Origin of the sequence: Acinetobacter sp. 40AMC3-4 (genome assembly GCF_049898185.1) — a bacterium.
In the GTDB taxonomy this organism is placed as follows: domain Bacteria; phylum Pseudomonadota; class Gammaproteobacteria; order Pseudomonadales; family Moraxellaceae; genus Acinetobacter.
On the sequence record NZ_JAFCXG010000008.1, the window covers coordinates 1 to 26898 of the forward strand.

Sequence of the window (26898 nt, forward strand, 5' to 3'; positions counted from 1 at the left end):
ATGGGGCTTTCTTCCAGGACGAAGTCGAAGAGCGCAAGATCATGGCGGTGCCGATGGTATTCCAGGACAACCAGCATATCGGTCAGGGTCGTATGACGCTGGAAGAAATCATTGCCAAGCTGGATAGCAATGCAGCCGCGAAAGATGCGGAAAAGCTGAATGCCAAAGATGCCTTTGATGTCCTGGTGATCGGTGGTGGTCCTGCAGGGAATACTTCAGCCATCTATGCAGCACGTAAAGGCATTAAAACCGGGATCGTGGCTGAACGCATGGGCGGTCAGGTCATGGATACCATGGACATTGAAAACTTTACGTCTGTACAGAAAACTCAAGGTCCGAAGTTTGCAGCGGAAATGGAAGCCCACGTGCGTGAATACGGGGTCGACATCATGAACCTGCAACGCGTGTCTAACATCAAAGGTGCGGATGAAACGGCCAACGGTCTGGTTGAAGTGACCTTGGAAAACGGGGCAAAACTTGAATCAAAAACCGTGATTCTGTCGACCGGTGCACGCTGGAGAGAGATGAATGTTCCAGGTGAGCAGGAATACAAAACCCGTGGTGTAGCCTACTGCCCGCACTGTGATGGTCCACTGTTCAAAGGCAAACGTGTTGCTGTGATTGGTGGCGGTAACTCAGGTGTTGAAGCCGCGATTGACCTGGCAGGGATTGTAGAACATGTCACGCTGGTGGAATTTGATACTAAGTTGCGTGCGGATCAGGTGCTGCAAGACAAACTCAACAGTTTGCCAAACACTACGGTGATCAAGAATGCCCTCTCGACTGAAGTACTGGGCGATGGCTCACAGGTGACCGGCCTGAAATATAAAGACCGTGCCACCGATGAAGAGCATGTGGTTGAGCTGGCGGGGATCTTCGTGCAAATCGGTTTGTTGCCAAATACGGACTTCCTGAAAGAAACCCCAGTTGAGCTGACCAACCGTGGCGAGATTGTGATTAATGACCGCAACGAAACCAATGTGAAAGGCGTATTTGCTGCAGGTGACTGTACCACTGTACCCTACAAGCAGATCATCATCGCGACCGGTGAAGGTGCCAAGGCGTCATTGTCTGCTTTTGATTACATTATCCGTTCTGGGCAGTAAGTTTTAGACTAGCTCAAATAAAGCCCGTTTGATGCGGGCTTTATTTTTAATTGATTTTGTCATTATCTTTTTAGATTCAACTATATTTTCAAATAATGAATCATTTAATCATTTTCTTGATATGATCTTAGTCATGTAATTAATTTTTATCCTATATAGATACTATGTAATTGTCAGCAATCTCGTCTTGCCAGCCCAGAAAAGCTCTCCTATGATAGAGCAACAAATCATCTTTCATGATCGAAGAATAAAAAGGATAACATCCTGGGAGAAGAAAAATGCAGTATCAATATCATTGTGCCTGCTGTGAAAAAGTAGTCGACTCTACAGAAAAATCATGCTCAAACTGCGGCTCACATCATATTCGCAGCCCTTTTGGTTTCTGGATTTTATGTCTAATCGCCTGTCTCGTTACAGCTATCGTATTTAAAGTGGTGCACTTGTATGTACAGTCCCAACAAGAAGTACCGGCACAACACTCGCTATTGGATGTTTTAAAAGAAGAAGATAAAAGACTTCGCTAAATTTATTCATCTGACAGTAAAGACCTGTTGGTTCAAACAGGTCTTTTTATTAATCTTGAATAATTCAAATAGCGATGCGGAAAATAGCCTCATGAAATCCAGATTTGATTTACAATAGCTGTGGATTTGAATGAGAGATGTGCCATGGTTCAGTTAATTAAAAAAGGTGGATTACGCGAACGTGCTAACCGTAGCCGCAGCTATCAAGGCTCTGAAAATACTGAAACCACCTTAAAGCCTAATCGTTATCAAACGGCGGTTAAAACACCAGACAATTTAGCCTCTCCTTCCCCGACCTCACCAATATCTCCAGCATTAAATGAAGATATACCCCTTAATTCATCAGAATAAGTGCGTCATACCATAACCACAATGCAAATAGCAGAAATAGTCCGCCTGACATCATATCAATGTAACTCCCCGAACGCTGGTACAAGATTTTAATTTTTGGTTGGGAAATCAACAGCATCAATAAAGCAAAGGTGATAAAGGTCTGCAAAGGAATAATCACTGCCAGCTGTGCTTTCAAATAATCGGAAGCAGACGAACTCAAGGCCAGTGAAAATACGCTACTAAAATAGATCAGTGTTTTGGGATTAGAAAGATTGGTCCATAAGCCCAACATAAAATAGTTTTTAGCTTGCACCTGTCCATTTGTATCGTCGTCGGCCTGATGTCTATTTTTAAAGCTATGCACACCACCCTTTAACATGCCCCATCCCATTTTAGCCAGGAACACACCACCGAGCACCATCAATACCTGTTGAATCCATGGAAACTGGTCAATTAACACGGTAAAACCCGCAAGTGTCAGTACTACCCAAACTACAATACCGGCAGAGATCCCAGCAATAACTTTCAGGGCATTCTGGCGTGTAGTGGATGCGGCACTTTTGGCAATGAGCAAAACATCGGGACCGGGACTGAGTTGAGCAACAAAATGCAGGAGACAGATCGTAAAAAGCAGAGACATTAAAATTAAGGTAAATTTATAAAAATATATTATAACGTTTGTTCAAAGACATTAGAAAGTTCCAATAAAAAAACCGAATCATCAGATTCGGCTTAAATAGAGCTTTTTTTTAAATAAAACATTTATTTTGGATTGATATCTTTCATTTCAATTTTTTTCGCCTCAGGTCTCACTTCACGTGCTTCACCATCAATAATGGTGGAATCACCGCGACCTGATTGCTGATTTTGCATATCCTGCATTTGACGCATCATCTCGGCAAATGGATTTTGGCCTTGTGCCCCACCCATATCGCCCATCATGCCACCCATCATTTTTTCCATCATGAGTTGTTGACGTTTTATCATCGCTTTCATCATGGCAGCCTTAAAGACCTGCTGAACCGCTGGAATGAGCATTAATACGGCTAATACATCGGTAATCAATCCAGGAATAAGCAGAAAGAAACCTGCCAGAATTTTAGGTAAATTTCCTGTTAGTGCAGGATCTGCACTCATCTGTCCCATCTGCATTTGCTGCATCTGTGGCATGACACCGGCCGAGTATTTACGGATCAGATTCATACCAATAAAAAATGCGGCTACAAACCAGAAAAATACGTACCACATGCTCCCGACGAGGTCACCCACGCCAATCCAGACAAATACTTCTAGGATTAAGCCTGCAAGGATAATAAGAAATAATTTCATGAAAATTAATCTAATCTCAGTAAAATAAATAATAGGATGCTGGAATCAACTGCTTCATCAGGATCAAGCTTTTTTGATACGCTTATGTAACAATATGGGCATTATTCTATTTTTAAAGTGCGGGCATGTCATTAATTATTGGGATTGACCCCGGTTCTCGTTTAACCGGTTACGGAATTATCGAAAAAGACGGCTCCAAACTGACTTTTGTTGATGCCGGCACCATCAGAACAGAAACAACAGAAATGCCTGAACGTTTAAAACGTATCTTTGCCGGCGTGGAGCGCATTGTAAAATTTTATGGTCCCACTGAAGCTGCGGTAGAACAGGTCTTTATGGCACAAAATCCGGATTCTGCCTTAAAACTCGGTCAGGCCCGTGGTGCTGCTGTTGCGGCACTGGTCAATCTGGATTTGAAAGTCGCTGAATATACTGCGCGCCAGATCAAGCAGTCGGTAGTGGGTTATGGCGCTGCGGATAAAGAACAGGTGCAGATGATGGTGATGAATATTCTAAAACTCAGCATCAAACCGCAGCAGGATGCCGCCGATGCTTTAGCTGCTGCTATTTGTCATGCCCACGCCTCAGGAAGTATGAGTAAAATGGCGGTATTGAATGCGTTGGGCGGTATGGCACGCGGCCGGAGTCGCGTCAGTAGCCGTCGTCGATAAGGTTTAACGCAATATTATAAAGTCTTGAACATCTAGCTCAGATTCCAGATACTCTTGCATAACAGATTTTACAGTTGCACGAGCAGGCCCTTGCCAACTTCGTGCAATCATTTCGCTAAGTTGTGAATCTGTTCCAACAATAACCGCCTCCACCTCACCTGTGCTCAAGTTCTTCACATATCCTTTCAGTCCAAGTGCTTGAGCCTGCTCGGCAAACCAGTAACGGTATCCGACTCCTTGGACTTGGCCTGAAATATTCAGTTTGATGACTGGCACACTATTCTCCTTAGCGATTCACCACCTGATAAATCGCATGCTTCATATCCTGCGCCTGCAAACCTCGTTCGCCATTTTTGGCCAGTTCATCACCTGCAAGTGCATGCAGCGTCACAATTTCATGCAAATGAATTTTTTGTTTAAATTGTGCCTTTAGACTAGCAATCATGCCGGCCAGCACATCTCCCATTCCACCCGTCCCCATACCGGCATTTCCAGCTGTGCATATATAAAGTTTTTCTTCCAGAATCAGGCTGCCTGAACCTTTTAGCACCCATTGTCCCTGATATTTTTGTTGCAGGGCATGAATGGCTGCAATCCGATCCATTTCAACTTCCGCAGTGCTACACGCCAGTAACGTAGCGGCTTCCCCAGGATGCGGAGTCGCATAAGTCTGGGAATTCAAAACTTGAGGCTGCTTGGCCAGAAACCATAAGGCATCCGCATCCAAAACTACCTCCAGATCAGATTGCTGAGTCAGCTCAAACCAAACTGTATATTGTTGCTCTGACCAAGAATCACGACCTAATCCCATGCCAAAACAGACTGCATCGACCTGCTGAATTAGTGCTTGGCGTTGCTCCTGAGTTAAAAGATTGATATCACGCAGCATGATATTCGGTGCACGTGACAAAATCGCAGTATGGTGTTTTGCATCACAGACGATCGTCACTTTACCTGCTCCGGCAGCAAATGCTGCCTCTGCTGCCATGATCACTGCCCCCCCCATATCGGCATGACCACCTACAACCAAGACATGACCATAACTGCCTTTATGACCAAAGGCTTCACGCTTCGGCAATTGAATCTGATGTGATGAAAGACAAGCAATTGGTTGAAGCTCAGTATCTGTCGGGATAGCAGAAATCAGTTCGATCTTGCCCGCATATTCTTTGCCTTGTCCGGTAAACAGTCCTGCCTTAAGCCCTAAACCCGTGAAAGTGTAGTCAGCTTTAATCGCAACAGGCAAAGGCTGGCCGGTATTGGCATCCAATCCACTCGGAATATCAATTGAGATTTTTAATCCAGTTTGCTGATTGATCGTTTGAATAACATTTTGCCAGTCAAAGTCCAGCTGACGGTTCAGACCAATTCCGAATAATGCATCGATATAGACCTCACATTCAGATTGAAAATCAAAATGCGAATAAGGCTGCAAGCCAGCTTGCTGAGCTTCCTGCACAGCCGATGCTAAATCTTTGGAATTACCCAACTCAACTGCATAAATATCAACACTGAAGCCCGCCTGTTTGAGATATTTGGCCACAAGATAGCCATCGCCGGCATTATTACCCTGACCACAGCAGACAGCGATTTTTTTTATTTTTTGCTGGGAAAATAAAGTGATCAGCCGCTGACTAATCCCCCAGGCGACTTGTTGCATTAAACCGTAGGAACTATTTTGCTGTTGAAACCAGCGCTGCTCCCATGCTTGTAGATCACGGCTATGGTAAACTTGTTGCTGCATTTCTTATTCCCTGTCTTTGGTTTATGGCAACTCCCGATTCTCAAGCGCAAATTAAAGTTTATCAACAAGATCCAGCCGAGCTAAAAGCATGGATTAAAGCGCAGGCTTTAGAATTGGGTTTTTCTGATTGTGTCATTGCCAAACCAGATGCTCAAGCAGAATTAGCACGCTTACAGGAATATCTGGATCGTGGTTATCATGGTGACATGAAGTTTCTGGAAGAGAATCTGGAAAAACGTGCCAATCCCGCCTTACTGGTTCCCGGCACACGTAGCATTATCTGTGTGCGTATGGATTATCTGGTCGACGCACCAGAACCACGTTATATCCCTTATGCACCCAACTCTGCCATTATTGCGCGTTATGCTCGTGGCCGGGATTATCATAAAACCATGCGCGGTCGCCTGAAAACCTTGGCGACAAAAATCCGGGGAAAAATCGGAGATTTTGAATCACGTCCTTTTGCGGATTCTGCACCCATTTTTGAAAAATCGCTGGCTGAAAGTGCCGGCATGGGCTGGACAGGTAAACACACCCTGCTGATTCATAAAACATCAGGCTCATTCTTTGTGCTGGGTGAACTGTTTACTTCACTGGAACTGCCCTTTGATGAACCCGCGACCAAACATTGTGGATCCTGTACTGCGTGTATCGACATCTGTCCGACTCAAGCCATTGTCGAGCCTTATATGTTAGATGCTCGCCGCTGTATCGCCTATCTGACCATCGAATATAAAGGCATTATTCCAGAAGATTTGCGACGCGGAATTGGTAACCGGGTTTTTGGTTGTGACGATTGCCAGCTGATATGTCCATGGAACAGTTTTGCCCAAGTGACCTCGATAGAGGATTTTCATCCGCGGCATGGACTGGATCAAGTGAGTTTACTGGATTTATGGCAATGGGATGAAGCCACCTTTTTAAGTGCGACTGAAGGCAGTCCGATACGTCGTACGGGTTATCAAAGCTTTATGCGCAATATCGCCATTGGTTTGGGCAATGCACCCTTTGATGGGCAGATTATTCCGGCCCTTCAGCAACAGCGTGATCAGCATGATGAAATTGTGCAGGTACATATCGATTGGGCGATTCAAGAACAACTGGCAAAATCCAGCTAATTTTCTATCACTATTAAAATATATTTCAACTTTACCTAGATTCACAGTTTCACTTAAAAGCCTTACACACCCTCGTTTCAGACTATGGCATAAATAAAAATAGTCAGAAATGAAGTGGAGGAAAGATGATGTCATCAAAAAATCCAAATCAAGAACTGTTGGAGCAGCTTCAACATGACCAGCAGAAGCAACAACAGCAGCAGCCGCAACATGGCCCGATTAATTCCCCAAAAAACAATCAGCATGAACAGGATGAACGAGTGCTGAACAAGCAGCATCGTGACGATCTGCAAAATCAGAATATTCATGGTGGTCATCGTGAATAAAAATTTGCAGGATTGAATATAATGACAAAGTCCACCCCGTGTGGGCTTTGTTATTTATATAAGGTCATATTTTGCTAGTGAAGCAAAAGCTTATTTTTATTAAGATGAACTGAATGATAAATAAGCATAGACAGGGAAAGAGATGAACAGTAGTGATGCGGTACGTAATGATTGGTCACGTGAAGAAATACAAGCTCTATATCAACAGCCTTTAATGGATTTAGTGTTCCAAGCGCAACAGGTTCATCGTGAACATTTCACTGCGAATACCGTTCAGGTCAGTACCCTGCTCTCGATTAAAACAGGTAAATGCCCTGAAGACTGTAAATACTGCTCACAATCAGCGCATTATGATTCCAAACTGGAAGCTGAAAAACGCATTGCGGTCGATAAAGTGATTCAGGAAGCCAAACAGGCGCTGGCATCAGGCAGTTCACGTTTCTGTATGGGGGCTGCATGGCGCAACCCACATGAACGCGATATGCCTTATGTGCTGGAAATGGTGCGTGAAGTCAAAGCACTCGGTCTGGAAACCTGCATGACACTGGGGATGCTAAATGGATCACAGGCTGAACGCTTGAAAGATGCGGGACTGGATTATTACAACCATAATCTGGATACTTCTCGTGAATACTATTCACATATCATCAGCACGCGTAGCTTTGATGATCGTCTGGATACTCTGGATCATGTACGTCAGGCTGGCATGAAAGTCTGTAGTGGCGGTATTGTGGGTCTGGGCGAAAGCCGTGATGACCGGATTGGTTTGTTATATGAACTTGCAACTCTGGCAATTCATCCTGAATCCGTGCCGATTAATATGTTGGTACCGATTGAAGGTACACCGATGGCAGATGTAGAAAAACTGGATGTGATTGAGTGGATTCGTACCATTGCCGTAGCACGGTTGCTGATGCCAAAAAGTTATATTCGCCTTTCTGCCGGCCGTGAATCCTTAAGCGATTCGGATCAAGCGCTAGCATTTATGGCCGGTGCCAATTCTATTTTCTCTGGCGAAAAACTGCTGACGACTCCCAATACAGCTCAGGGTCGTGATCAGCAACTCTTTGCAAAATTAGGTTTAGTTGCAGAACAGCCAAAACCAAGTGTTCGCAGCTTGGCTACAGATGCAATGGCAAGCTAATCACTATTTAATTTGATGAACTCACAGAAAAGTTATGTGCAGTAATTAAAATACCATAACGGGCATTCAGATAATCTCCGACTCGGATTTGATCTACCCCATTGGCATGATGCACCATCAGCACTTGCGTGACTGCATCATAGCTAAAGGATTCATAACTATCTTGATGCAGGCTGAGCCAGTGCAGGGTATCTGCCAGGCTACTGTCGACGATATAGCTATCTGCATGAAAATCTTTACTCATATGCCTGTTCATCGTGTTGAAATTTCCCTTTAATTTTAACGGAAATTAGCCCATAACAAGCATAAAAAAAGTGAGCCATTGCTCACTTTTCTTGCAAAAACTTTAGTCCTGATTCGTACCGCACTTACGACACTCCCTGTGTTCCCCGATCTCTTGCATTTGCTCATACTCATAAATATGCAAACAAAACAATTTTCTTAAAAGCTGAAGCATCATTGAAACTCCTGTTTAATCATTTTTTTAATACGCTTCTTAAGATATTCCGTCCTGAAACATCATGATTTTTGACTAAAAAATCATCTCATATTAATTAGCATAATTTTTTCAGTTGTAAAATGCATTTCATCTACTTTTCACTTTTTTTGCAGATATTCTTTGAACTACATCACAATTATTTCATAAATATGAACTTTTTTTTTGATTAAAGAGGATGTTTATGGAATTTAGATAACAAAAGTAATATCTGAGGGAGATGCTTTTTTATTAAGCTGGTAACGAAGAATCTTTATTGAAAGGCAAACTAGAAAAGTTCATTATCAGTGGAGGCAACCCATTTTAAGTCCTTCGAGATAAGAACGACGATCAATTAAGTGAATTGCTTACTTCAGATTTCATAATATCCAAAAACAAAAAACCCCTTACGATTAATGCACGTAAGGGGTTGTTTTATATGGTGGGCCCAGACGGACAACAACCCTCTCCTACCCTATTGTTTTTATTACACTAATTAATATTAAAAAATTACGGGATACAAGCTAGGATACATGATTCAAGTGTTGCTTTTTTGACCTGTTGAACTTTTTTCACCACCGAACTCCCCTACCACATCACCGTGTTTACTGGATTTTTACAATACAAAGCTTCTTGGTGAAAGAAGAGCCGACATCAATATAATGGCAATTATCAATTTTAGTATGTTCTTTTACAATTGTGTGGCCTAGATAAATTTCATCAATATTTTCCACAGTATCATAATGTTCTGAATGATTACGGATACGTCCTCTCCCCCAAAGTGCATTGCTATAAGCAGAAGTTACACCAGAGATCTTATAGTCGCCTTGACTAATATCTTGCTTAAAGGCATTCCAATTATGTATGTCAATGTCTGCGTGCACCACACCAATCTTTTTATGTTCCAATTGAACTTCTATGACTAAAGGCAACTGCTTAAAAAGCTCAATAATTTCTAGCCGCTGTGTTTGAGATAACTGATAAAACCATTCACCTCCATTACGTGCATGAATATCTTTTATTTTAGGATCATGAGGTGACTTGATACACATTTCTTCATGATTACCACGCACCGTATAGAACCAAGGTTGGTCTAGTAATGAAATACACGCTAAGTTTTCTTCACCTCGATCTACAAGATCACCCGTACAAATAAGCACATCATTCTGAAAATCAAAATGATTTTTTTGGAGTTCTTGCATCAAAAGGCTATAACAGCCATGCAAATCACCAACCACATATATATGATCCGTTTGATTTGTATTGATTGTCAAAATAGGAGAATAATTCATTGACTTAAATGATCACCCTTAATTTCAATATGATTACCGACTTAACAGCTTCCCAATCATTAGTACTCGATCAAAGCTATACACATGCGCAAAAGGACTTTCTACACAACGTCCAACTAACGGCAAATTATGATCAGGCTGACCAGTTCTAAGTATAACTTCTGCTGAACAAATCGGACATATCCCTCTAAACCGAGTTACACGTGTTAATTTATTACGCTCTCTATCACGATACATCTCAATATCAGCATGATCTTCATTAAGTGAAATAAAAGTCATAGGTGCCTTAATGACACGATGCTCTGGTAAATTCCATAACGGAATGTACCAATATTTGAATGATAGGTAAGAAAATCCAATTAGACAGACTATAAGCAACAAATCAAGAGTCGTGAAATTTTGTCCTTCACGTACTAAAACTAATGAAAATGCACAAACATATATAGCCCATGAAATAAAACTGCCAAAAAGAACGATTAACATAAACAGTCCTCTTATACTTTTATTTTTCATTTCACCATTTTTAAAAATAAATCGGTAAAACCAGGACAATTTAATTTCTGAAGGATCTACCCGTTCATAAGAAATTTCATCTTCATCAAGCTTTTGATCCTCTTCATTTTGGATCTGAGCATATTCTGTAATATCTAACCAATAACGGCGCTCATTCCCTTTTCCTCCAATTGTATCGTTGGTTTTTACAACTGGAATATAACCAATCTCTTCAAATTTTTTAGTATGTTTTGTGATGACACGATCAATGTATGCACTTAATTTTTTGTCACTCATCCACTTCCCTAGATCTTTAGAATCCATCGATACAACAGATTGCTGACCATCAAGAATAAGTTTTAGTTGATACCTGGTATACGTTATTGGTTCTTCATTTTGAGCATTTAAAGCATCAATCGATGCGCTACAGATTACTTTTAAGCAATCGTATGCCCTGTTATCTGCTAAGTCCTTCTTTAAAATCTCATCTAACACAATAAAAACTTTTAATTTTAATTCAGACACTTAAACCCCCATTTTACCCGTATTTCCCCTTTATACGGTGTTTGGACAATTAGATCACAAGCATAGTGAATGAGTAAATCAACTTCCTAAAGGATTTTAATCATGACGATGTATATTGCATTAAACGAAAATAATAAATTGGTTAATATTAAGCAGGTTGAACGTGGGCTCGCATGCCAATGCACTTGCTTTGAATGTGGTGAAGCTGTTATCGCTCGTAAAGGTGAGATTAAGGAACATCATTTTGCTCATGCAAGTAATAAAGTAAGCTGTACGATTAACCCTGAATCCGTACTACATAAATATGCCAAAGAGGTTATTGTTGAATCTATGGGACTTATGCTTCCTGCTCTACCTGACTCAGATAGTGAAGCTGCATGGTGGACCTTCGAAAAATTATTACCTGAATTTTCTCTCGGTTTAATTCGCCCTGACCTTATTGGTTATTTTGATGGCGAACCTATTTTAATTGAGATCGCAGTCACTCATTTTATTGATGCTGAAAAACTAAAACGCATTGAGGTTTTTAAATCAAAATGTATTGAAGTCGATTTATCATCACTTCTTAGAAATGATATTGCAATTCCAAGTACAGAAGCCAAACAGCAAATCCTCGAGAATCTAGACAATAGAAAATGGATTTACCCACTTCCGCAAGAACAATCCACTCAGCAACAAATAGCTTCTACTTCCTTCAAAGTAACCACCACACTACCAGTAACGCCTGAACTACAGAACACCAGTCCGAATTGGCAGGACTATAAATTTAAAGTTAAAGTTAAAGGCATGCACCTTAATGTTCGCCATTTTGCGAGTGGTATGATTTCAGTAAATAGTGCATACAACCCTGCAATCACTGCGATGCTAAAAGAATGGAAACGTGAAGGACGCGGTTCATACAATCCTACATATAAATCTTGGAACTACTGGCTCCCATTCTCGGAACAGGTTTTACAAAGACTCAAAGAACTCAATGAATAAAGGCATATTACCCATAAATACTTGCCTAATCACGACAAATGATAAGTACTTAAATTGGGACCTATCTAGCTAAAAAGTAGCTTTAAGTCCCAAATATGGTACTAACCTCACAAGATAAAAGACTAAATAATTTTGAAGTTTTTTGGATCATCTACATTGAAAGGTACTACACGTAGTTTTGCACTAGAGGGAAGCCTAAACTTAAAGTCATCCAATGGCTGCGTGAACTTGTCCTTCCGATATGGATAGACAAGTACAACATCACTGTCATGCTTGAGGTAATAGTGGCTATAAGCAAACATTTGCTGAATATCACTGTCTTTCAAACCATAACGCCCAGCTCGATCACTTTGATCAATCAACTTCCACTTGGTATCCATCACAATCGGTTTTGCATTCAGACATTCAATGAAAATATCAGGCTTAAGCTTAAAAATACGACGTTCTTGATGCTGACAAATATGCTCCGTCGCATACTGTGTCTTCACAGTATATTCGGGTAAGTTACGGCGTAGATGATAAGCAACATAGTGCTCAAATAGCTTCTCCATTGGGAAGAGTAAACTCATGCCACGCCACTCCCCCTGAGTAGATACAGGCATATATTCACCTAAGATTAACTCCGTCCAAGGTTTAATCTCAGCATACAAAGCGAGTAAACGTCCTGACTGCCATTGTCTAAAATCCTGCTTAATCTTTTGGCTTCGAGGGATCTCATTGGTCATGAGTCTCAGCTCTTGCGCCAATTTCCAATTACTTGCGTCTTTGCTCTTTTTACACACCACTTCTAAGGCTGTACGTATCAATCTATTTTCAGGTCGATTCACCTCATAAACATCATGCTCAATCGGAAAGATATGTTTCTTTGTAAGTGGCTGACGCATATATTTCACATGCTGTAATTGTCCACGTAAAAACTTTTGTTCCTCTTGCACACGGTTATAATCAAAACGTAAACCACGTTGTACCAAACGCTCAAACGACGCAAGGAACTGCGTCATAATCCATTCATGCAAAGATTGTTTAAAGCGGTTTAAATTGGCACTTCCTGCTTCTCTATATGGTAAATGTAGTGAAACACTCAGCATTTTCTGAAGCAGTTTACGTTCTTGCTGAATAATATCTTGATCATCACTGCCATTAAGCTCCACATGTTTAGGGAGGATTTCAATCCGTGTACCACATGGGGTTTCTATCACTCCCACATATTGATCAAGCTTAAGCTTTCTTCGCCCTGCCAACTCAAATACTTTCGCACCGTGCTTTGAAAATGATGCTGAGAGCTCACATAGATGCTCAAATGCTTTCCCAGATATATAAGCATGGTCTAAAGTTGGATCAGGACAGCCTTCATAAGCAACGCTAATGAAGGCATATTCTCGGACGGTAAAATCAGGCATCACGATCCCCAATTAGTGCTTAATAATCTTAGTAAAGCTCTCTATTGAATTAAATACATCATCGACGACTTCCCATGTTTTCTGCTCCTCAAAATAGCTCTCCGATTCATGTGCTACATTTGGGAATAATACTGATTTATCTATACCATTAGATCGCAGCATGCCATTTGCATTGAGCACCATATTGATCTTAGACCAATCATCAAAGAAATACTCTTGAAGCTGAGGAATGATTTTTTGCTTAAATATTTGCGCTAAGTTAGTAAGAGATGGATCTTTCTGCAAAGTCATAAAGTTGGCATGCCCAATACAGTGATCTCGGTCTAATAACACCTCAATACGCTGATTGATGACTTCTAATAACTTTCTAATATCCAAACCCTTAACCTCAACGCCAGTTAGAAGCTCAGGCTTTGGTGGCATTTCGATAAAAGTAAAGCGACGGCGCAAGGCAATATCTAAACCTGTTAAAGATCGGTCAGACGAATTCATGGTACCAATAATGTAAACATTATCAGGTACAGAGAAGTCATCTTTAGAATATGGAAGTGTCACCGACAATGCTTCGTCTGCGCCTTGACGTTTTGAATCTTCAATTAGCGTAATCAATTCACCAAAGATACGGGAAATGTTACCTCGGTTGATTTCATCAATGATGAGTACATAAGGTTTTACTTTTTCAATAGAATTTACATATTCAACTTCTGAACGTAATGAATTAGCGATAGCCCATTCATAACTTTTTTGATCCACAATAATGTCACTTTGTGTCTTCAAATAGTTACGAATATGCCTAATAGATAAAGTGATATTACTTCCTGTAGATGTACAAGCAAATAACGTACCTGCTGAATTACTTGATACTTTAATTTCCGCACCACGTTTAGTATGAAAAATCATTTCCTCTGTTTTAGCCTGAGTAATGAGTTTATCAATTGCACTATTGATACTGGCTTCAATCGGTGCTGATACATTATTTTGCTTAGCATCAGTTTCTATTTGGGCATCTTCACAAATCTCTTTAAATACGCCTGCTTTTACATCATAGCTTAACTGCTCATTATCATCCGTTTCAGCACGAATCCCTTCCACAAAATCTTCATAACTAAAACTTTGATGGAAAGTGACAAACTTAATTTGACCTTGTTCTTTGTACTGATCAAAACGTAATTTTAGCGCCGTGCGATCTTCTTGTTCTAAAACTTCGAGAGGTTTGTTTTCAATAATGGATAAGGCATGGTTAATCGTATGGTAAGTTTTACCTGTACCCGCTGCACCAAATAAAATACGGTTTAGGGGCTGTTTTATCTGTTCTGATGGATTCATATCGGTCTCTATCATCTCGATATTGTTATAGTTTTCCGGCCAATAACCCACAAAAGGATCTCGATCAGTTTCCATTTTGTTCAAGGACATGCTTTTGAGTTCTTCTAATTTGGAGGCCGTTAATCGAATTGTTCCTAACTCATCTATTGAAAACTCTGATTCATTTTCATTTGGAATATAGAATGTGCCATTTTGATCGAAACCAACAGCAGCCACATAGCTCACTGTACTATTTCGCCCATTGAATTTATTGTTTGTGCCGAATCTAACCGGAGGCCGCTCTGAAGGTGCAACCCACCAATCCATAGGTGTTTCATGGATATATCTTGCCAACTCGAGAAAAAGCTTTCGATGCTCAGTATTTTGTTCAATGTGATTAAAATTCGGAACATTTTTAAACTGCTTCAGAATAAATTCATCCGTTAGCTTTTCTTTTCTACTCTCTGATCGTTTTTTATAGAGGTTTTCAAGTTCAGTTAAATCCTGAGTATGGCCTAAAAAGATACAGTCTTGGACATCTTTTCTTTTTATACGGGTGATTGTTTGGCGATAAGTATAAAAGTAAATTATTTTTTCAGGTTCAAATTGTTGCTCCCATTCGACTTCTAAGGTACGTCCATCATTTAAGTTTTTCTTTACGGTACCAATGGCTTTGACTTTCATGCAGCTTACAAGACAACCGTAATTATTAAATGGCATATTATATTTTTGGCCATAAATTGCTTTTATTGCAATTCGATCCCCTGCTTGAATAGCATTTACGCGATCCAGATATTTATCTGTATAGCCATTCTGCCAAATGCCTTTTTCAATAAATTCCGCCGTCTGATCTTCGCCATCCCAATCTGCTCCTGCAACCCAAAAATCCATCATTTTCCCCAAACTAAAAATCTATTTCTTTACGCTTTAATAAATGATTTCACTCGGTTTTAACTTCCTCCAAGCCTTAGCAAGGCTATACGGACAATCTGTAAAAACTTTAAAGTTCTCTTAGAACAGCAACCCATCATTGGTATTTTTAATCGTAAACTGTTCAATCAACGTGACAAATTCTTCTTCAGGTGAAATCACTTCTTACATCCTTCATAATGGTGAATCATATAAAGCAATCGCCCTAAAAGTTACTGGATGGGTATACATTCAGTGAAGTTATTGCTGATTTTAACTGTTGCATGCGTTACCCGAACCTGTGTTCCTTTAACTTCTTAAATCCTTTTCCTTACTCACCAACACATCATAAATGATATGCGCAAACTGCCTCATCTTTGCAGGATCGCTCATGAGCTGTGTCATTTGCTCCGTATGAGCTTCATTACTATCCAATACGGCGTCATCCAATGCTGTATCAAACTCACCGAGCATCGCCTGTTCACGCGTGTTGTTCTGAATCTGCTTCATCATCCGTGTGTTCTCAGACATCTTATCTGCCACGGTATGAACATAATTAATCATATCTTTATCGGTCAACTTATCCGTAATAAAGATCTCATTCACGCGGCTTAAGATCACCGACAGGAAGTCTTCTTTCTTGTCTTTCGCCTTGGCTGTACCCAAGTCATTCCCAGGTTCAAGTTTATGCTCAGTACTGTCTGCTTTAAGCTGAATATCCTGCTGACGAAGCTTAGACAAGCGGTAATGGCTCATCGCCACATTGCTCAGATCAATCTCATCTTCATCCGCAGTTTGTTCACGCAGCATTGGGCGTAAGTTACGCGCAAAAAGACTGAGCTTCTCAAGTTCTTGATCGTCATATTCCACGATTTGAGACATAAATTCATAGAACCGGGTAAAGCTACCCAAGTCCTTTTTGAAGATTTCCAGAGCATCACGGGCTTTCTTCGCTTCTGCAAATTCATTTTCAGCATTGGCAATCAATACAGGCTCACCTGTTCGCTTGGTAATCTCTAAACGGCTCTTGGTGACATCATAATCATTGATGGCTTGTTTATAACGATGCTGCCAGCGTTGTAAAGCGGGCTTACAGATGTTTGCGAGGGCTGCACTGGATTTATTTTTGCTGTAGAAGGCCTCAACGAACTGTTCTACCTCAGTCCAGAGGAAAATACCTGAGGCTTTCAGCTTTTCAAACAGATCATAAACCTGATCGGGATTGGATACATCCGCCAGTTCCGCCGTTTGATAATACGGTTGGAAAGCATCAAGAATGTCTTGTGGATCGTTAAAGAAGTCGAGCACAAAGGTGCCTGTTTCAGATTTCGCAGGATAGGTACGGTTTAAGCGTGATAAGGTCTGTACACACTCCACCCCACCGAGTTTTTTATCCACGTACATGGCACACAATTTCGGCTGGTCAAAGCCGGTCTGGAACTTATTCGCCACAATCATCACCTGAAAGTCATCGCTGTCGAATGCCTTACGCATCTCACGACCTTTCAAGTTTGGGTTCATATTGCTTTCAGTAAATTTCTGACCTAACAGATGGCTACTGTCTGCATCATTGGCATTAAATTCTACATCGCCTGAGAATGCCACCATGGCTTGAATGTTGGCATAGTTCTGTTCAGCAATGTATTTATCAAAGGCCTGTTTATAACGTACCGCTTCTTTACGAGAACTGGTCACCACCATGGCTTTGGCTTGTCCACCGAGTAAGCCCATAATATTCTTCTTGAAATGCTCAATGATGATATGCACTTTTTGCGAGATATTATGATCGTGTAAGCGTACCCACTGATTCAGCTTGGTCTTGGCTTTCTTGGCATCGACCTGAGCATCTTTTTCTTCGATCTTCTGCTTGAGCTTATAAATGACTTTATAGTTGGTGTAGTTTTTCAGCACATCCAGAATAAAGCCTTCTTCAATTGCTTGGCGCATTGAATAGACATGATATGCCACAGGAATATTGGTTTTAGACGGCGGCATGGTTGGATCGGGCAAGCGTCCAAACAGTTGTAAGGTTTTATCCTTTGGTGTTGCGGTAAAGGCATAGAAGCTTAGGTTTGCACTGCCCTTACGTGATGCCATCACCGCATCGAGTACATCTTCGGAAGAAAGCTGTTCATCTTCATCACGCTCTTCAATCATCAAAGTTTCTTTGAGCTGACGCGCCGTGGAACCACTTTGGGATGAATGGGCTTCATCGGCAATGACGGCGTATTTACGTTCTTTTAAACTGGTGCTGTTTTCAATCGCACGCAGTACAAACGGGAAGGTCTGAATGGTGACAATGATAATCGGCTGCGCCATTTCCAAGGCTTTGGCCAGTTTCTCGGATTTAGAGCCATCACCTTCTTTATTGTTAATCCGTCCGACCACACCATCGGCATGCTCAAACTGGTAAATGGTATCTTGAAGCTGTGCATCGAGAATAGTTCGATCCGTCACCACAATCACCGAATCAAACATTTTTTTATTGTTGGCATCATACAGACTGGATAGTTGATGCGCCGTCCATGCAATCGAGTTGGATTTGCCCGAACCGGCACTGTGCTGAATCAGGTATTTTTGCCCTGTGCCTTCTGCCAATGAATCTTGAACTAGGTTATTCACCACTTTCCATTGGTGATAACGGGGGAAGATCAGGCTTTCTTTTTTGTATTTGCGCCCTTCCCAGTCTTCCTTTTCTTCAATCTGTAAATGAATGAAGTTACCCAAAATATTCAGCAAGCTATCCGGGGTTAAGACTTCATTCCATAAATAGCCTGTGGCGTATTCATTGACATCTTCAGGCACATCATTGCCTGCACCCTGCGCCGAAGTGCCTTTGTTAAATGGCAGGAAGTAGGTGCTGTCACCATTCAAATGCGTCGCCATATAGACTTCATACTGACTGACGGCAAAGTGTACTAATGCGCCACGTTTAAACATGAGCAAGGGTTCAGGTTTGTTGGTTTCAGTGTCTTTGGGTAAGCGAGTCTTTCTATACTGTGTCATGGCATTTTGCACAGCCTGTTTAAACTCAGACTTGAGTTCTAGAGTTGCCACTGGAAAACCATTGATAAACAGGACCAGATCAATGCGCCATTTTTTGGCTTGTTTGCCTGTTGCCTCTAGTTCGGCTTTGCTGGCGTATGGGCTATACACCAGTTCAGGCACCACACGGCAGATATTTTGCTGATAGCGTTGATTCAGTTCAGGGTTTAAGCCATGCTCAGGTTTAAACTGGCAAAATGAAAAACGTACCCCACGGGTACGGATACCATGCCGTAATACGCCCAATGTGCCATAACTGCGGGATTCAACATCGGTGGCATTGATATCGGCTTTTTTAAGCTGAGCCACCACGGTATCCAAAAAATGGCGCTCGGTATCATTGGGGAAGATGCTTTTAAACTTCTGCCACTCTTTATCTTGGGTCTTTTGTACGAAGTCTAAAACATCCTGTTCATACAACGCTGTTTCACGGTTGTAGCCTGTACCTGAACCCACAAGCCAACCGTGGCTTTGCATTTGCGCAATAATATCTTGCTGGAAGATGGTCTCTAAAGTTGCATCCGATCTCATTATTCCCCGCCCCTTCAATACTCAAATTTCTTTATTACTGTTCTATGTGCCAAATAGGATGGCTTTGCCAATCTTCTGGGAAGCCCATCGCTGTTTTTGATATGTTGTGATGTGTCAAAAGCAGATCAACCAGACGTTTACGCCATGTATGCTGCGGGGCGATTTTGTCCATGAAATAGAGTAGAAATACCAGACTATTATAAATTTTTCGATCTGCTGCGTTGGTATTTTCAAAATTGCATTGCACCCGAAGCCCCATCGGCTTACTGCGCGGCTTGGCAATGGTTTTGGTAAATTTGCGGTTCCATAGTCTTGAATGATGGGCACAGGTATTTCTTAAGTAGACAAAATGCTGTAATAAGCCTTCAAACTGTTTTTCATCGCAATCAAAATGACTGGAAATGGCTTTACGTGTCTGAATCGGTGCCAAGAGCTGATACCATTTGGACAGTTGCCCAAAACTCATGACTTCGCAGGTTGCCCAAATCGGTGGTAATTCAGGCTCATCATAGGTACGTTTATAGTGTTCTATAAAGACTTCATCTGCGCGGGACACTTCAGTTTTCAGTGATTCGAGTAAGCTGTGCCACCTAAAGGCGGGTTTAAAGTACTGGCCTTGCAGATAGGCGTGACAACCATGCCGATGTGCCAATTCATAGGCAAAACGGGTACGAACGGCAACTTCCAGGCGTTCTATGGCATCCAGGATGAGTAACCTTAATTCACGATCAAATACATACAGCGCTAACACCTGTTCAAAACTGGTCTCTGGTTTAAAGCAATGTGGTGAATGGGTGTATTCAAACGGAAGCCAATAGGCACCTAAGCGATAATAATTGATTTGCTCTAGGTAAAATTGTGCATCTTGCTCATTGGCAAATTGCATACCACGCGCTTTTAATAGCTCAATTTGTTCAGCAAAGGTTTTGGCAGGCTTGTTAAAAGATTTCATAGATGGCTTGCCCTGATTGTTATATTTTTTAGGGCTCCAGAAACAAGTAACCCGACAGTTTGAGGATGCAATTGCTTGCCTAGCCTTGTCGGGTGTTGTTGAGCATATAGTGAATCATTGCAATTATTTATGCAATGATTTTTTGTATCCACTGGAGTCCGCATTGGTTTGAGCCAGCTCAACATACTCACGCGCTTAACTCCGTTTTCGCCTCATTGGGATATTGCCAATTGCGAACGTCTATCTTGCCTGTCACCGCAGATGAAATAAGGGCTGTACGGCGTTCTTGTAAAGTCATTACCAATTTATTGGCTTGTTTAATGAGATGTTCAAACTGATTTAATTTTTCATCAATATAGTTAGCAATTAATATTTGCTCCTCCTTTGGAGGGACAGCAATAACAAGTTCTTTAATATCTTCCAAGCTTAATTGAATCTTAGTTCCGCCATAACCTGAACCTAAAAGCTGCTCTTTAGCGGAATCAGATAAAATGTAATATGCTAGCCATCTAGAGTTATATAACTTTTGTGGTCTACATAATGCAACATGCTGACTAACATAACCATTTTGTATAGATGAATCAGCCACACAAACAGAACCTAAATCAGCCGTAATGGAAATCAGCAAATCACCAATCTTAATTTTGGATCTTTCTCCTTCACTACCTTGAGGAGGTTCAACAAACTGCAAAGATTCTAATTTAGGTTCAATCGTATCTCTTGTTAAATTGGCTATACGGAAAAATAATGAACCTGTATCAGCGTAAAATTGTGCCCAACCACGAGATCCACTCGTAACGAAATCCAAAAGATATTTATTGGGTTTTACCGTCCAATGCTCAGGCACTTGCCCTAACCATTCCACACCTGAATCTTTCATTGCGACATCAGGATTTAAACCTTTGGTCACCGCATGACTAATCACCGCTTGACGCTTTTCTTTAAGCAGTTCAATCAGCTTTTCTTGTTTAGCAATTAAAGTGTCAATTTTTGCGGTTTCATGGTCGAGGAAATTAACTATGCTTTGTTGCTCAGACAATTGAGGTATCGGCAATAAATACTCTCTCAAATCATTAACATTTAGGTTTCCAACTCCTCCACCTACTAACGTAACTGCTCCATGCAAGGCTTTGACATAACTTGATTCAGTTAAATAAATAAAAAACTCGTTTACACAAACCAGTTGGATTAGTCGTAGGTGAGTCAAACTTACAAAGATAGAAAATTCAAAATCAACATCAATAATACAGCCTTCACCAATAGTACCCACTCGGCTTAAGAGAATGTCACCTTTTTGTGGTTTTCTATTACGTGTAAGTTCATTGTGTTTTTCTTGGGATATAAATTTATAGCCTTTAGTCAAATCAACTTTTTTCTTTTTGACATTTTGCGCTGATAAAAACGGAATACCCTCATTTTTATATTCAGGAGTAGCAGCAACACCACATGTAATAATTGGTGCAAAATGATTTAATTTCCATACTTCCCAATGGCTAGGAATACTACCTAGCCATTCTAAGCCTGAATCTTGATACTCAGCATATTTCTGATACTTTGCCATTAAGAATGTACCTCTTGCAGAAGTGCCATAATTTCACGGCTGACCGCATCCAAATCCGCATCAATCTCGCTTAAATCACGTGGCGGTTCATATACATAAAAATGACGGTTAAACGGAATCTCATAACCCACAATACCAATTTCACCATCTTGCGCATCACGCTTATCGGCATTAATCCACGCATCAGGCACATGCGGTTGCACTTCACGCTTAAAGTAAGACTCGATTAAATCGGTGGTGCTTTGGCTTGGGTCAAGGGCAATGTTTTCCGCATCACGTAAATCACCATCCTGCACAAATTCAACCACTTTTCCTTTATAAGCAAACTGACCATATAAAGGATTAACTTTGATCTTTAATACTTTATTGATGACAGGCTCAGCATCCGCATTCTTCCAAGTGATCGCATCAATAAATTGCTTCTTCTCTTTGCTCTCAAGTTTGACATTGGCATCTTTACAGGCTTGTTTCAGCACATCATCAAAAGCATTAAAGTCATCACATTGCGCCGTGCCAATTTTGGCTTGTAAGGCTTGGGTTTTAGTCAATAAGGTGCGTTGTTCTAACCATAATTTTGGCTCAAGTACAGTCTTAATGTCTTTTTCTTTCAGTTCGCTAAATTCAGCTTTAATCAGCGCACGAATCTCGGCTTCATACTCAGTCAATTGACCATAACTGTCTGCTGTCCATGTTGCGCCGTATTGCTCATACAGCTTTTGCATCACCGCATTAAATGGCTTCGGTGCAAAACGTAAGGATGCTACAGCAGCATCACTCACCTGAGCAGATAAACGCAATGGACGCTCAATGGTCACACGGCGGTAGCCAAACTCGTAGCTATTAAAGATTTTGCTAGAAAAGGTTTTAGCAGCTTCATTTTTAGGATTAGCCGATTGACGACCACGATTAGATTTAACCTCTGTAGGTTTATCCAGTTCACGTGCATCCGTCACTTCAAAGTCACCATAACTGCGGGTAATCATTGCGATATCATCTTCGCCCATTTCATTACGCTTAGAGCCAAGCGACTTACGCATTTTGCTGTACAGGTTACTACCATCAATCAGCTGTACTTTGCCCTTACGTTGAGTCTCTTTTTTATTGCTGAGTACCCAAACATACGTCGCAATACCGGTGTTATAGAACATATCGGTGGGTAGCGCGATAATCGCTTCCAACAAATCTGCTTCTAAAATATAACGGCGGATTTCACTTTCACCACTGCCCGCACTACCTGTAAACAACGGCGAACCATTCAAAATAATACCAATACGACTGCCTTGCGCCGTGCTGTCGTCTTTATTACGCATCTTGCTAATCAGATGCATCAGGAACAGCAATGAACCATCAGATACACGTGGCAAGCCTGCACCAAAACGACCTTCAAAGCCTTTTTGCTCATGCTCGTCTTTAATATCTGATTCGATCTTCTTCCAGTCCACCCCAAATGGCGGATTCGATAGCATGTAGTCAAACTTCTCATAGGCCAACTGGTCATTGGACAGCGTATTACCCAGTTTGATATTACGCACGTCCTGACCTTTAATCAGCATGTCTGCTTTACAGATCGCATAAGACTCAGGGTTTAACTCCTGACCAAAAACGCGCATCACCGCATCTGGATTATGCTCATAGACATATTCCGAACCTGATGATAAAAATCCACCCGTACCCGCCGTAGGATCGTAAATGGTCCGAATAATACCGTCACCACTCAGCACATCATCATCCTTACTGAATACCAGACCTGTGGTTAAACGAACGATGTCACGTGGGGTAAAGTGTTCCCCTGCAGTTTCATTTGAACCTTCGGCAAAACGGCGGATCAGCTCTTCAAACACTAAGCCCATTTCATGGTTAGATATATTTTTTGGGCTGAGATCAATTTTAGGGTCTGAAAAATATTGAACGACTTTGTAAAGCAAGTTGGCATCATCCAGGAGACCAATAAATTCATCGAACTTGAAGTGTTCAAAGATTTCACGTGCATCTTTGGAGAAGTTTTGAATATAAGTATTGAGGTTTGAACGAATATCTTTTTGACCTAGGCTGCCTAAATCCAGCTCGGAGGTATTAAAAAATGACAGGCCATTGGTTGCCTTCAGCAGCATTTTTTCTTTGGCTTCTTCTGGCAGTGGCATGAGTTTCACTTTTTCATTGGCTGCCAATACATCTGCCTTACTGGCTTCAAGTACACACTCTAAACGGCGCAACAGCGTAAACGGTAAAATCACACGACCATATTGCGATTGTTTGAAGTCACCACGCAGGAGATCGGCAACCGACCAGATAAAAGCTGCTACTTGTGAAAAATTATTATTTGTCATTAAAAAATACCGCTAGCGCTCAGGCTATAAAACTTGAAATTTATAGTGATGATTGTGCCTGATTTACAACATGTTTTGCTAGAGATAGACTGTACAAAAGAATATTAATTAGTATGCCTATGAGTTTTTTAAGTATTATTGAAAATAAAGAAATTTTTAGCTTTATGCTCAATAATGAGCAATGGGACAGATTGAAGGTTGATATAAAATACACCGATCATTAAAAGTTTGTTCTAGTAAGCCCTTCACGTCTGTCCATACCATTTTGGTACTCCCTCAAACCTATCAAGCTCTTTATCGTGAAGGTATATCACCAATCTAATTCTGGCTTTGCGGTCTTTATAACCAGTTTTTGAGTTCGTTTATTATTACCTGAGGCTTTTTTGCGAACTTTACCTTTGAGCTTAAGCAACTGTATCGGTGAAAATGATACTTCAGGTATCAATTGATCTAGATTACCCAACATATTGAGCGCACCTAAAATAGCGATCAGCTCTACTAGTCGAACGTCGCCTTTCTCCGCATTAAGGACAGCTCTCCGACTAATCCAAGCTTTATTAGCAATCTCCGCTTGTGTCATATCTTGATTCAATCGGATGCGTTTTAGGCGCTCACCTATTACTGACGCAATATATATCGGACTATCATTTTCGGAATAATTCATTATTTATTATCCTCATCTAGCTATGTGTTGTGCCGCCGTCATATAAAAATCTAGTCAAAATACCAAAATCTTTAGATCCAAATATGGCACAGCTCTCATGTTAGTTGCCAGTTCTTTGTTAATATCTATGCCTAACTAAATGCGCATTTACCCTAGCTAAAACTGAACATAATGAACGTCCCATCATCAGTTTCCGATGGACTCAATCTTGGCCGCTCTTCCGTATAAATAAAATAAGAAAAATACAAAACACAGTTAAACCAGTCACATTCAAAAACAAAGAATCAATAACTTAAATAAAAAAATCTATCTAAGCAAACCCTTAGCCTAGTTTAAAAAGAATTCAAATTCATCAAAAACCACTCACATTTATAACCATTTTCTTGATCTTTTTTTTGAAATTAACTTTTTAAGCATGTCTCTATATACATTAAAAAAAAAAGGAGTGAACCGTACCAGGTTTGTCGGAGAGTCAATATTCTGAGAGACTATCCCGATGACAAAACCAAACTATACCCCCGAAATTAGAGAAAGAGCGGTTCAATTATTGATTGAATCTGAAAAAGATTATCCTTCTACTTGGGCTGCAATCACAGCAATTGCGCCTAAGATTGGTTGTACTCCTGAAACACTTCGTGCCTGGCATCAAAAATACTTAGATCAACAAAATCCCGCCAAAGTACAACAGGTATCTGACCAAGAAAAAATGAAGCAAATGGAACGTGAAATTAAAGAATTAAAACGTGCCAATGAAATTCTACGTAAAGCAGCCGCTTTTTTCGCCCAGGCGGAGCTCGACCGCCCACACAAATAATGGTGGATTTTATCCTTAACAATAAAGATCGATATGGTGTTGAGGCGATTTGTAGGATTTTACCGATCGCTGCTTCAACCTATTACCGGACTTTAGATCTCACAGTAAATCCAGAACATCGAGCGAAACGAGATTTACATGACTTGCAGCATGCTGAGGAGATTAAGCGAATTTGGAAAGAAAGTTCAGGTCGGTATGGTGTGCGTAAGGTCTGGCAACAACTGAAACGTGAAGGCTATGTGATTGCACGTTGTACAGTTGCTCGATTGATGCAAAAGCTAGGTATACAAGGTGTTTGGCGTGGTAAGAATAAACAAACCACCCGTAACCGAGATGACCAAAAACGGGCAGATGATTTAGTGAAACGTAATTTTAATGCTGATCATCCAAACCAACTATGGGTGGGTGACTTTACGTATATTCAAACTCATTCAGGCTGGGTATATACCGCATTTGTTATTGACGTGTTCTCACGAGCAATTGTTGGATGGAAAGTATCTACACGGATGAATACAGATATGGTACTCGATGCATTGGAGCAAGCATTGCACGATCGAGGCATGCCAAAGAATGTGATTCATCATTCCGATAGAGGTGTTCAATATCTTTCTATTCGCTATACCAATCGTTTAGAAGCTGCAAATTTACGAGCATCAGTCGGTACAACTGGTGATTCATACGATAATGCTCTGGCTGAAACGGTGAATGGCTTATACAAAACAGAGGTGATTGAATATTTAAAAGCAGATTGGCAAGGTTTAGCAGATGTACAACTTGCGACACTAAACTGGGTAGATTGGTTAAATAAAAAGCGTGTACACAGTGCACTGGGTTATGTATCGCCTTTTGAGTTTGAAGCAATGTACTATGATAAGATTAACCCGTTAGGTCAGGTGGCCTAACTTAAATAAAAAAGTCTCCGACAAACCCGGTACGGTTCAAGGGGATATGCATAACGGTACTTGGATTGACCAAGGTAATAGAAGCTACATCGTCGAACTTGGCTTTCTTTGAGTTTGCGAGATAGTTCTTGATTTCAACTACACGAGATTCTGGAACACGCAAAACTTTTGTAGGTTCATCATAAAGAGCTTTACGTCCTGCCCCTTCTCTACTTCCACCATACTGGTTTACCATCTATGTCTCTCCCTGTATAAACTTGATATTGTAACAAAATCAAGTTTATTAATTAGAAGAAGCTAAGACAATGAAATTACGATAAATGGTTAGTCACTTTTATATTAGTATTTCTGCGAAATCAATCTCTAAAAATATAAGGGAAACTATTTCCCTTATATTTCAACCAATCGTGAGAATCAGGTTATCTTAT

The 26898-nt window shown here is 40.8% G+C and carries 24 protein-coding genes and 1 other annotated feature; of the genes, 9 read left to right on the top strand and 15 right to left on the bottom strand.

Annotated features, from left to right (window positions below):
- From ahpF to ACP7BU_RS10400, 3 genes are all read left to right on the top strand, one after another.
- Positions 1-1106: alkyl hydroperoxide reductase subunit F (ahpF, locus tag ACP7BU_RS10390; protein ID WP_425879922.1), on the top strand; the 1106-nt coding region annotated here is incomplete at its 5' end.
- Positions 1107-1384: 278 nt separating this feature from the next.
- Positions 1385-1630: a hypothetical protein gene (locus ACP7BU_RS10395; RefSeq protein ID WP_425879921.1), complete on the top strand. Its 246-nt coding sequence runs from the start codon at positions 1385-1387 to the stop codon at positions 1628-1630.
- A gap of 144 nt (positions 1631-1774) precedes the next feature.
- Positions 1775-1981, top strand: coding sequence for a hypothetical protein (locus ACP7BU_RS10400; RefSeq protein ID WP_425879920.1), 207 nt, complete (start codon positions 1775-1777; stop codon positions 1979-1981).
- Here ACP7BU_RS10400 and ACP7BU_RS10405 read toward each other — a convergent pair.
- Together ACP7BU_RS10405 and ACP7BU_RS10410 are read right to left on the bottom strand one after the other, a co-directional pair.
- Positions 1965-2603 carry a LysE family transporter gene (locus ACP7BU_RS10405; protein ID WP_044108580.1) on the bottom strand — a complete coding sequence of 213 codons (639 nt, stop codon included), beginning with the start codon at positions 2601-2603 and terminating at the stop codon, positions 1965-1967. The two genes, ACP7BU_RS10400 and ACP7BU_RS10405, sit on opposite strands and share 17 nt — an antisense overlap.
- 122 nt (positions 2604-2725) lie before the next feature.
- Entirely contained in the window at positions 2726-3292 is a 567-nt protein-coding gene (locus tag ACP7BU_RS10410; protein ID WP_253147543.1) for an FxsA family protein, read from the bottom strand.
- A gap of 125 nt (positions 3293-3417) precedes the next feature.
- Here ACP7BU_RS10410 and ruvC point away from each other — a divergent pair, with 125 nt between their 5' ends.
- Entirely contained in the window at positions 3418-3963 is a 546-nt protein-coding gene (ruvC, locus tag ACP7BU_RS10415) for a crossover junction endodeoxyribonuclease RuvC (protein ID WP_004278925.1), read from the top strand.
- A 3-nt stretch (positions 3964-3966) separates the two neighbouring features.
- Here ruvC and ACP7BU_RS10420 read toward each other — a convergent pair whose 3' ends face one another.
- Both ACP7BU_RS10420 and ACP7BU_RS10425 read right to left on the bottom strand, forming a co-directional pair.
- Positions 3967-4239 (bottom strand): acylphosphatase, encoded by a 273-nt coding sequence (locus ACP7BU_RS10420; RefSeq protein ID WP_253147544.1) that lies wholly within the window; start codon positions 4237-4239, stop codon positions 3967-3969.
- Between the two features lie 10 nt (positions 4240-4249).
- On the bottom strand, positions 4250-5707 hold the full coding sequence (locus ACP7BU_RS10425; RefSeq protein ID WP_425879919.1) for an NAD(P)H-hydrate dehydratase: 1458 nt from the start codon (positions 5705-5707) through the stop codon (positions 4250-4252).
- Positions 5708-5730: 23 nt separating this feature from the next.
- Between ACP7BU_RS10425 and queG the strand changes: the two genes are divergently transcribed.
- The 3 genes from queG (at position 5731) to bioB (ending at position 8295) form a co-directional block, all read left to right on the top strand.
- Positions 5731-6825, top strand: a complete 1095-nt coding sequence (queG, locus tag ACP7BU_RS10430; protein ID WP_425879918.1) for a tRNA epoxyqueuosine(34) reductase QueG — start codon at positions 5731-5733, stop codon at positions 6823-6825.
- Between the two features lie 125 nt (positions 6826-6950).
- The gene (locus ACP7BU_RS10435) at positions 6951-7151 is read left to right on the top strand and encodes a hypothetical protein (protein WP_085064553.1); all 201 of its coding nucleotides are present in this window, start codon (positions 6951-6953) and stop codon (positions 7149-7151) included.
- A 142-nt stretch (positions 7152-7293) separates the two neighbouring features.
- Positions 7294-8295 carry a biotin synthase BioB gene (gene bioB / locus ACP7BU_RS10440; RefSeq protein WP_422195919.1) on the top strand — a complete coding sequence of 334 codons (1002 nt, stop codon included), beginning with the start codon at positions 7294-7296 and terminating at the stop codon, positions 8293-8295.
- Between the two features lie 7 nt (positions 8296-8302).
- On the opposite strand, the gene ACP7BU_RS10445 is transcribed toward bioB, so the two are convergent.
- From ACP7BU_RS10445 to ACP7BU_RS10455, 3 genes are all read right to left on the bottom strand, one after another.
- The gene (locus tag ACP7BU_RS10445; RefSeq protein ID WP_085064551.1) at positions 8303-8539 is read right to left on the bottom strand and encodes a hypothetical protein; all 237 of its coding nucleotides are present in this window, start codon (positions 8537-8539) and stop codon (positions 8303-8305) included.
- 836 nt (positions 8540-9375) lie between these two features.
- A complete protein-coding gene (locus tag ACP7BU_RS10450) occupies positions 9376-10062 on the bottom strand; it encodes a metallophosphoesterase (protein WP_129717431.1) in 687 nt (228 codons plus the stop codon).
- Positions 10063-10095: 33 nt separating this feature from the next.
- Positions 10096-11079, bottom strand: coding sequence for a hypothetical protein (locus ACP7BU_RS10455; RefSeq protein ID WP_425879917.1), 984 nt, complete (start codon positions 11077-11079; stop codon positions 10096-10098).
- A gap of 102 nt (positions 11080-11181) precedes the next feature.
- Between ACP7BU_RS10455 and ACP7BU_RS10460 the strand changes: the two genes are divergently transcribed.
- A complete protein-coding gene (locus tag ACP7BU_RS10460; RefSeq protein WP_129717435.1) occupies positions 11182-12060 on the top strand; it encodes a competence protein CoiA family protein in 879 nt (292 codons plus the stop codon).
- A gap of 122 nt (positions 12061-12182) precedes the next feature.
- On the opposite strand, the gene ACP7BU_RS10465 is transcribed toward ACP7BU_RS10460, so the two are convergent.
- From ACP7BU_RS10465 to ACP7BU_RS10495, 7 genes are all read right to left on the bottom strand, one after another.
- The gene (locus ACP7BU_RS10465; protein ID WP_044109162.1) at positions 12183-13460 is read right to left on the bottom strand and encodes an McrC family protein; all 1278 of its coding nucleotides are present in this window, start codon (positions 13458-13460) and stop codon (positions 12183-12185) included.
- 12 nt (positions 13461-13472) lie between these two features.
- Complete coding sequence (locus tag ACP7BU_RS10470; protein ID WP_425879916.1) at positions 13473-15659, bottom strand: McrB family protein; 2187 nt, start codon at positions 15657-15659, stop codon at positions 13473-13475.
- A 324-nt stretch (positions 15660-15983) separates the two neighbouring features.
- Positions 15984-19250: a type I restriction endonuclease subunit R gene (locus ACP7BU_RS10475; protein WP_425879915.1), complete on the bottom strand. Its 3267-nt coding sequence runs from the start codon at positions 19248-19250 to the stop codon at positions 15984-15986.
- Between the two features lie 34 nt (positions 19251-19284).
- Positions 19285-20202 (bottom strand): Abi family protein, encoded by a 918-nt coding sequence (locus tag ACP7BU_RS10480; protein ID WP_425879914.1) that lies wholly within the window; start codon positions 20200-20202, stop codon positions 19285-19287.
- Between the two features lie 187 nt (positions 20203-20389).
- Positions 20390-21763, bottom strand: coding sequence for a restriction endonuclease subunit S (locus ACP7BU_RS10485; RefSeq protein WP_425879913.1), 1374 nt, complete (start codon positions 21761-21763; stop codon positions 20390-20392).
- The gene (locus ACP7BU_RS10490) at positions 21763-24090 is read right to left on the bottom strand and encodes a type I restriction-modification system subunit M (RefSeq protein WP_425879912.1); all 2328 of its coding nucleotides are present in this window, start codon (positions 24088-24090) and stop codon (positions 21763-21765) included. The genes ACP7BU_RS10485 and ACP7BU_RS10490 overlap by 1 nt, the downstream gene beginning before the upstream one ends.
- Positions 24091-24400: 310 nt before the next feature.
- The gene (locus tag ACP7BU_RS10495) at positions 24401-24754 is read right to left on the bottom strand and encodes a helix-turn-helix domain-containing protein (protein WP_005103547.1); all 354 of its coding nucleotides are present in this window, start codon (positions 24752-24754) and stop codon (positions 24401-24403) included.
- 496 nt (positions 24755-25250) lie between these two features.
- On the opposite strand from ACP7BU_RS10495, the gene ACP7BU_RS10500 reads away from it, so the two are divergent.
- Positions 25251-26470 (top strand): IS3 family transposase gene (locus tag ACP7BU_RS10500; RefSeq protein WP_425879911.1). Its coding sequence is split into 2 segments (ribosomal slippage): positions 25251-25527 and positions 25527-26470, totalling 1221 coding nucleotides; the frame shifts between segments, so codons are not numbered across the junction.
- Positions 25526-25642: a sequence feature (AL1L pseudoknot), on the top strand. (Overlaps the previous gene by 117 nt.)
- 1 nt (position 26471) lies before the next feature.
- Here ACP7BU_RS10500 and ACP7BU_RS10505 read toward each other — a convergent pair.
- Complete coding sequence (locus ACP7BU_RS10505) at positions 26472-26705, bottom strand: hypothetical protein (RefSeq protein ID WP_005265709.1); 234 nt, start codon at positions 26703-26705, stop codon at positions 26472-26474.
- Positions 26706-26898 lie beyond the last annotated feature (193 nt).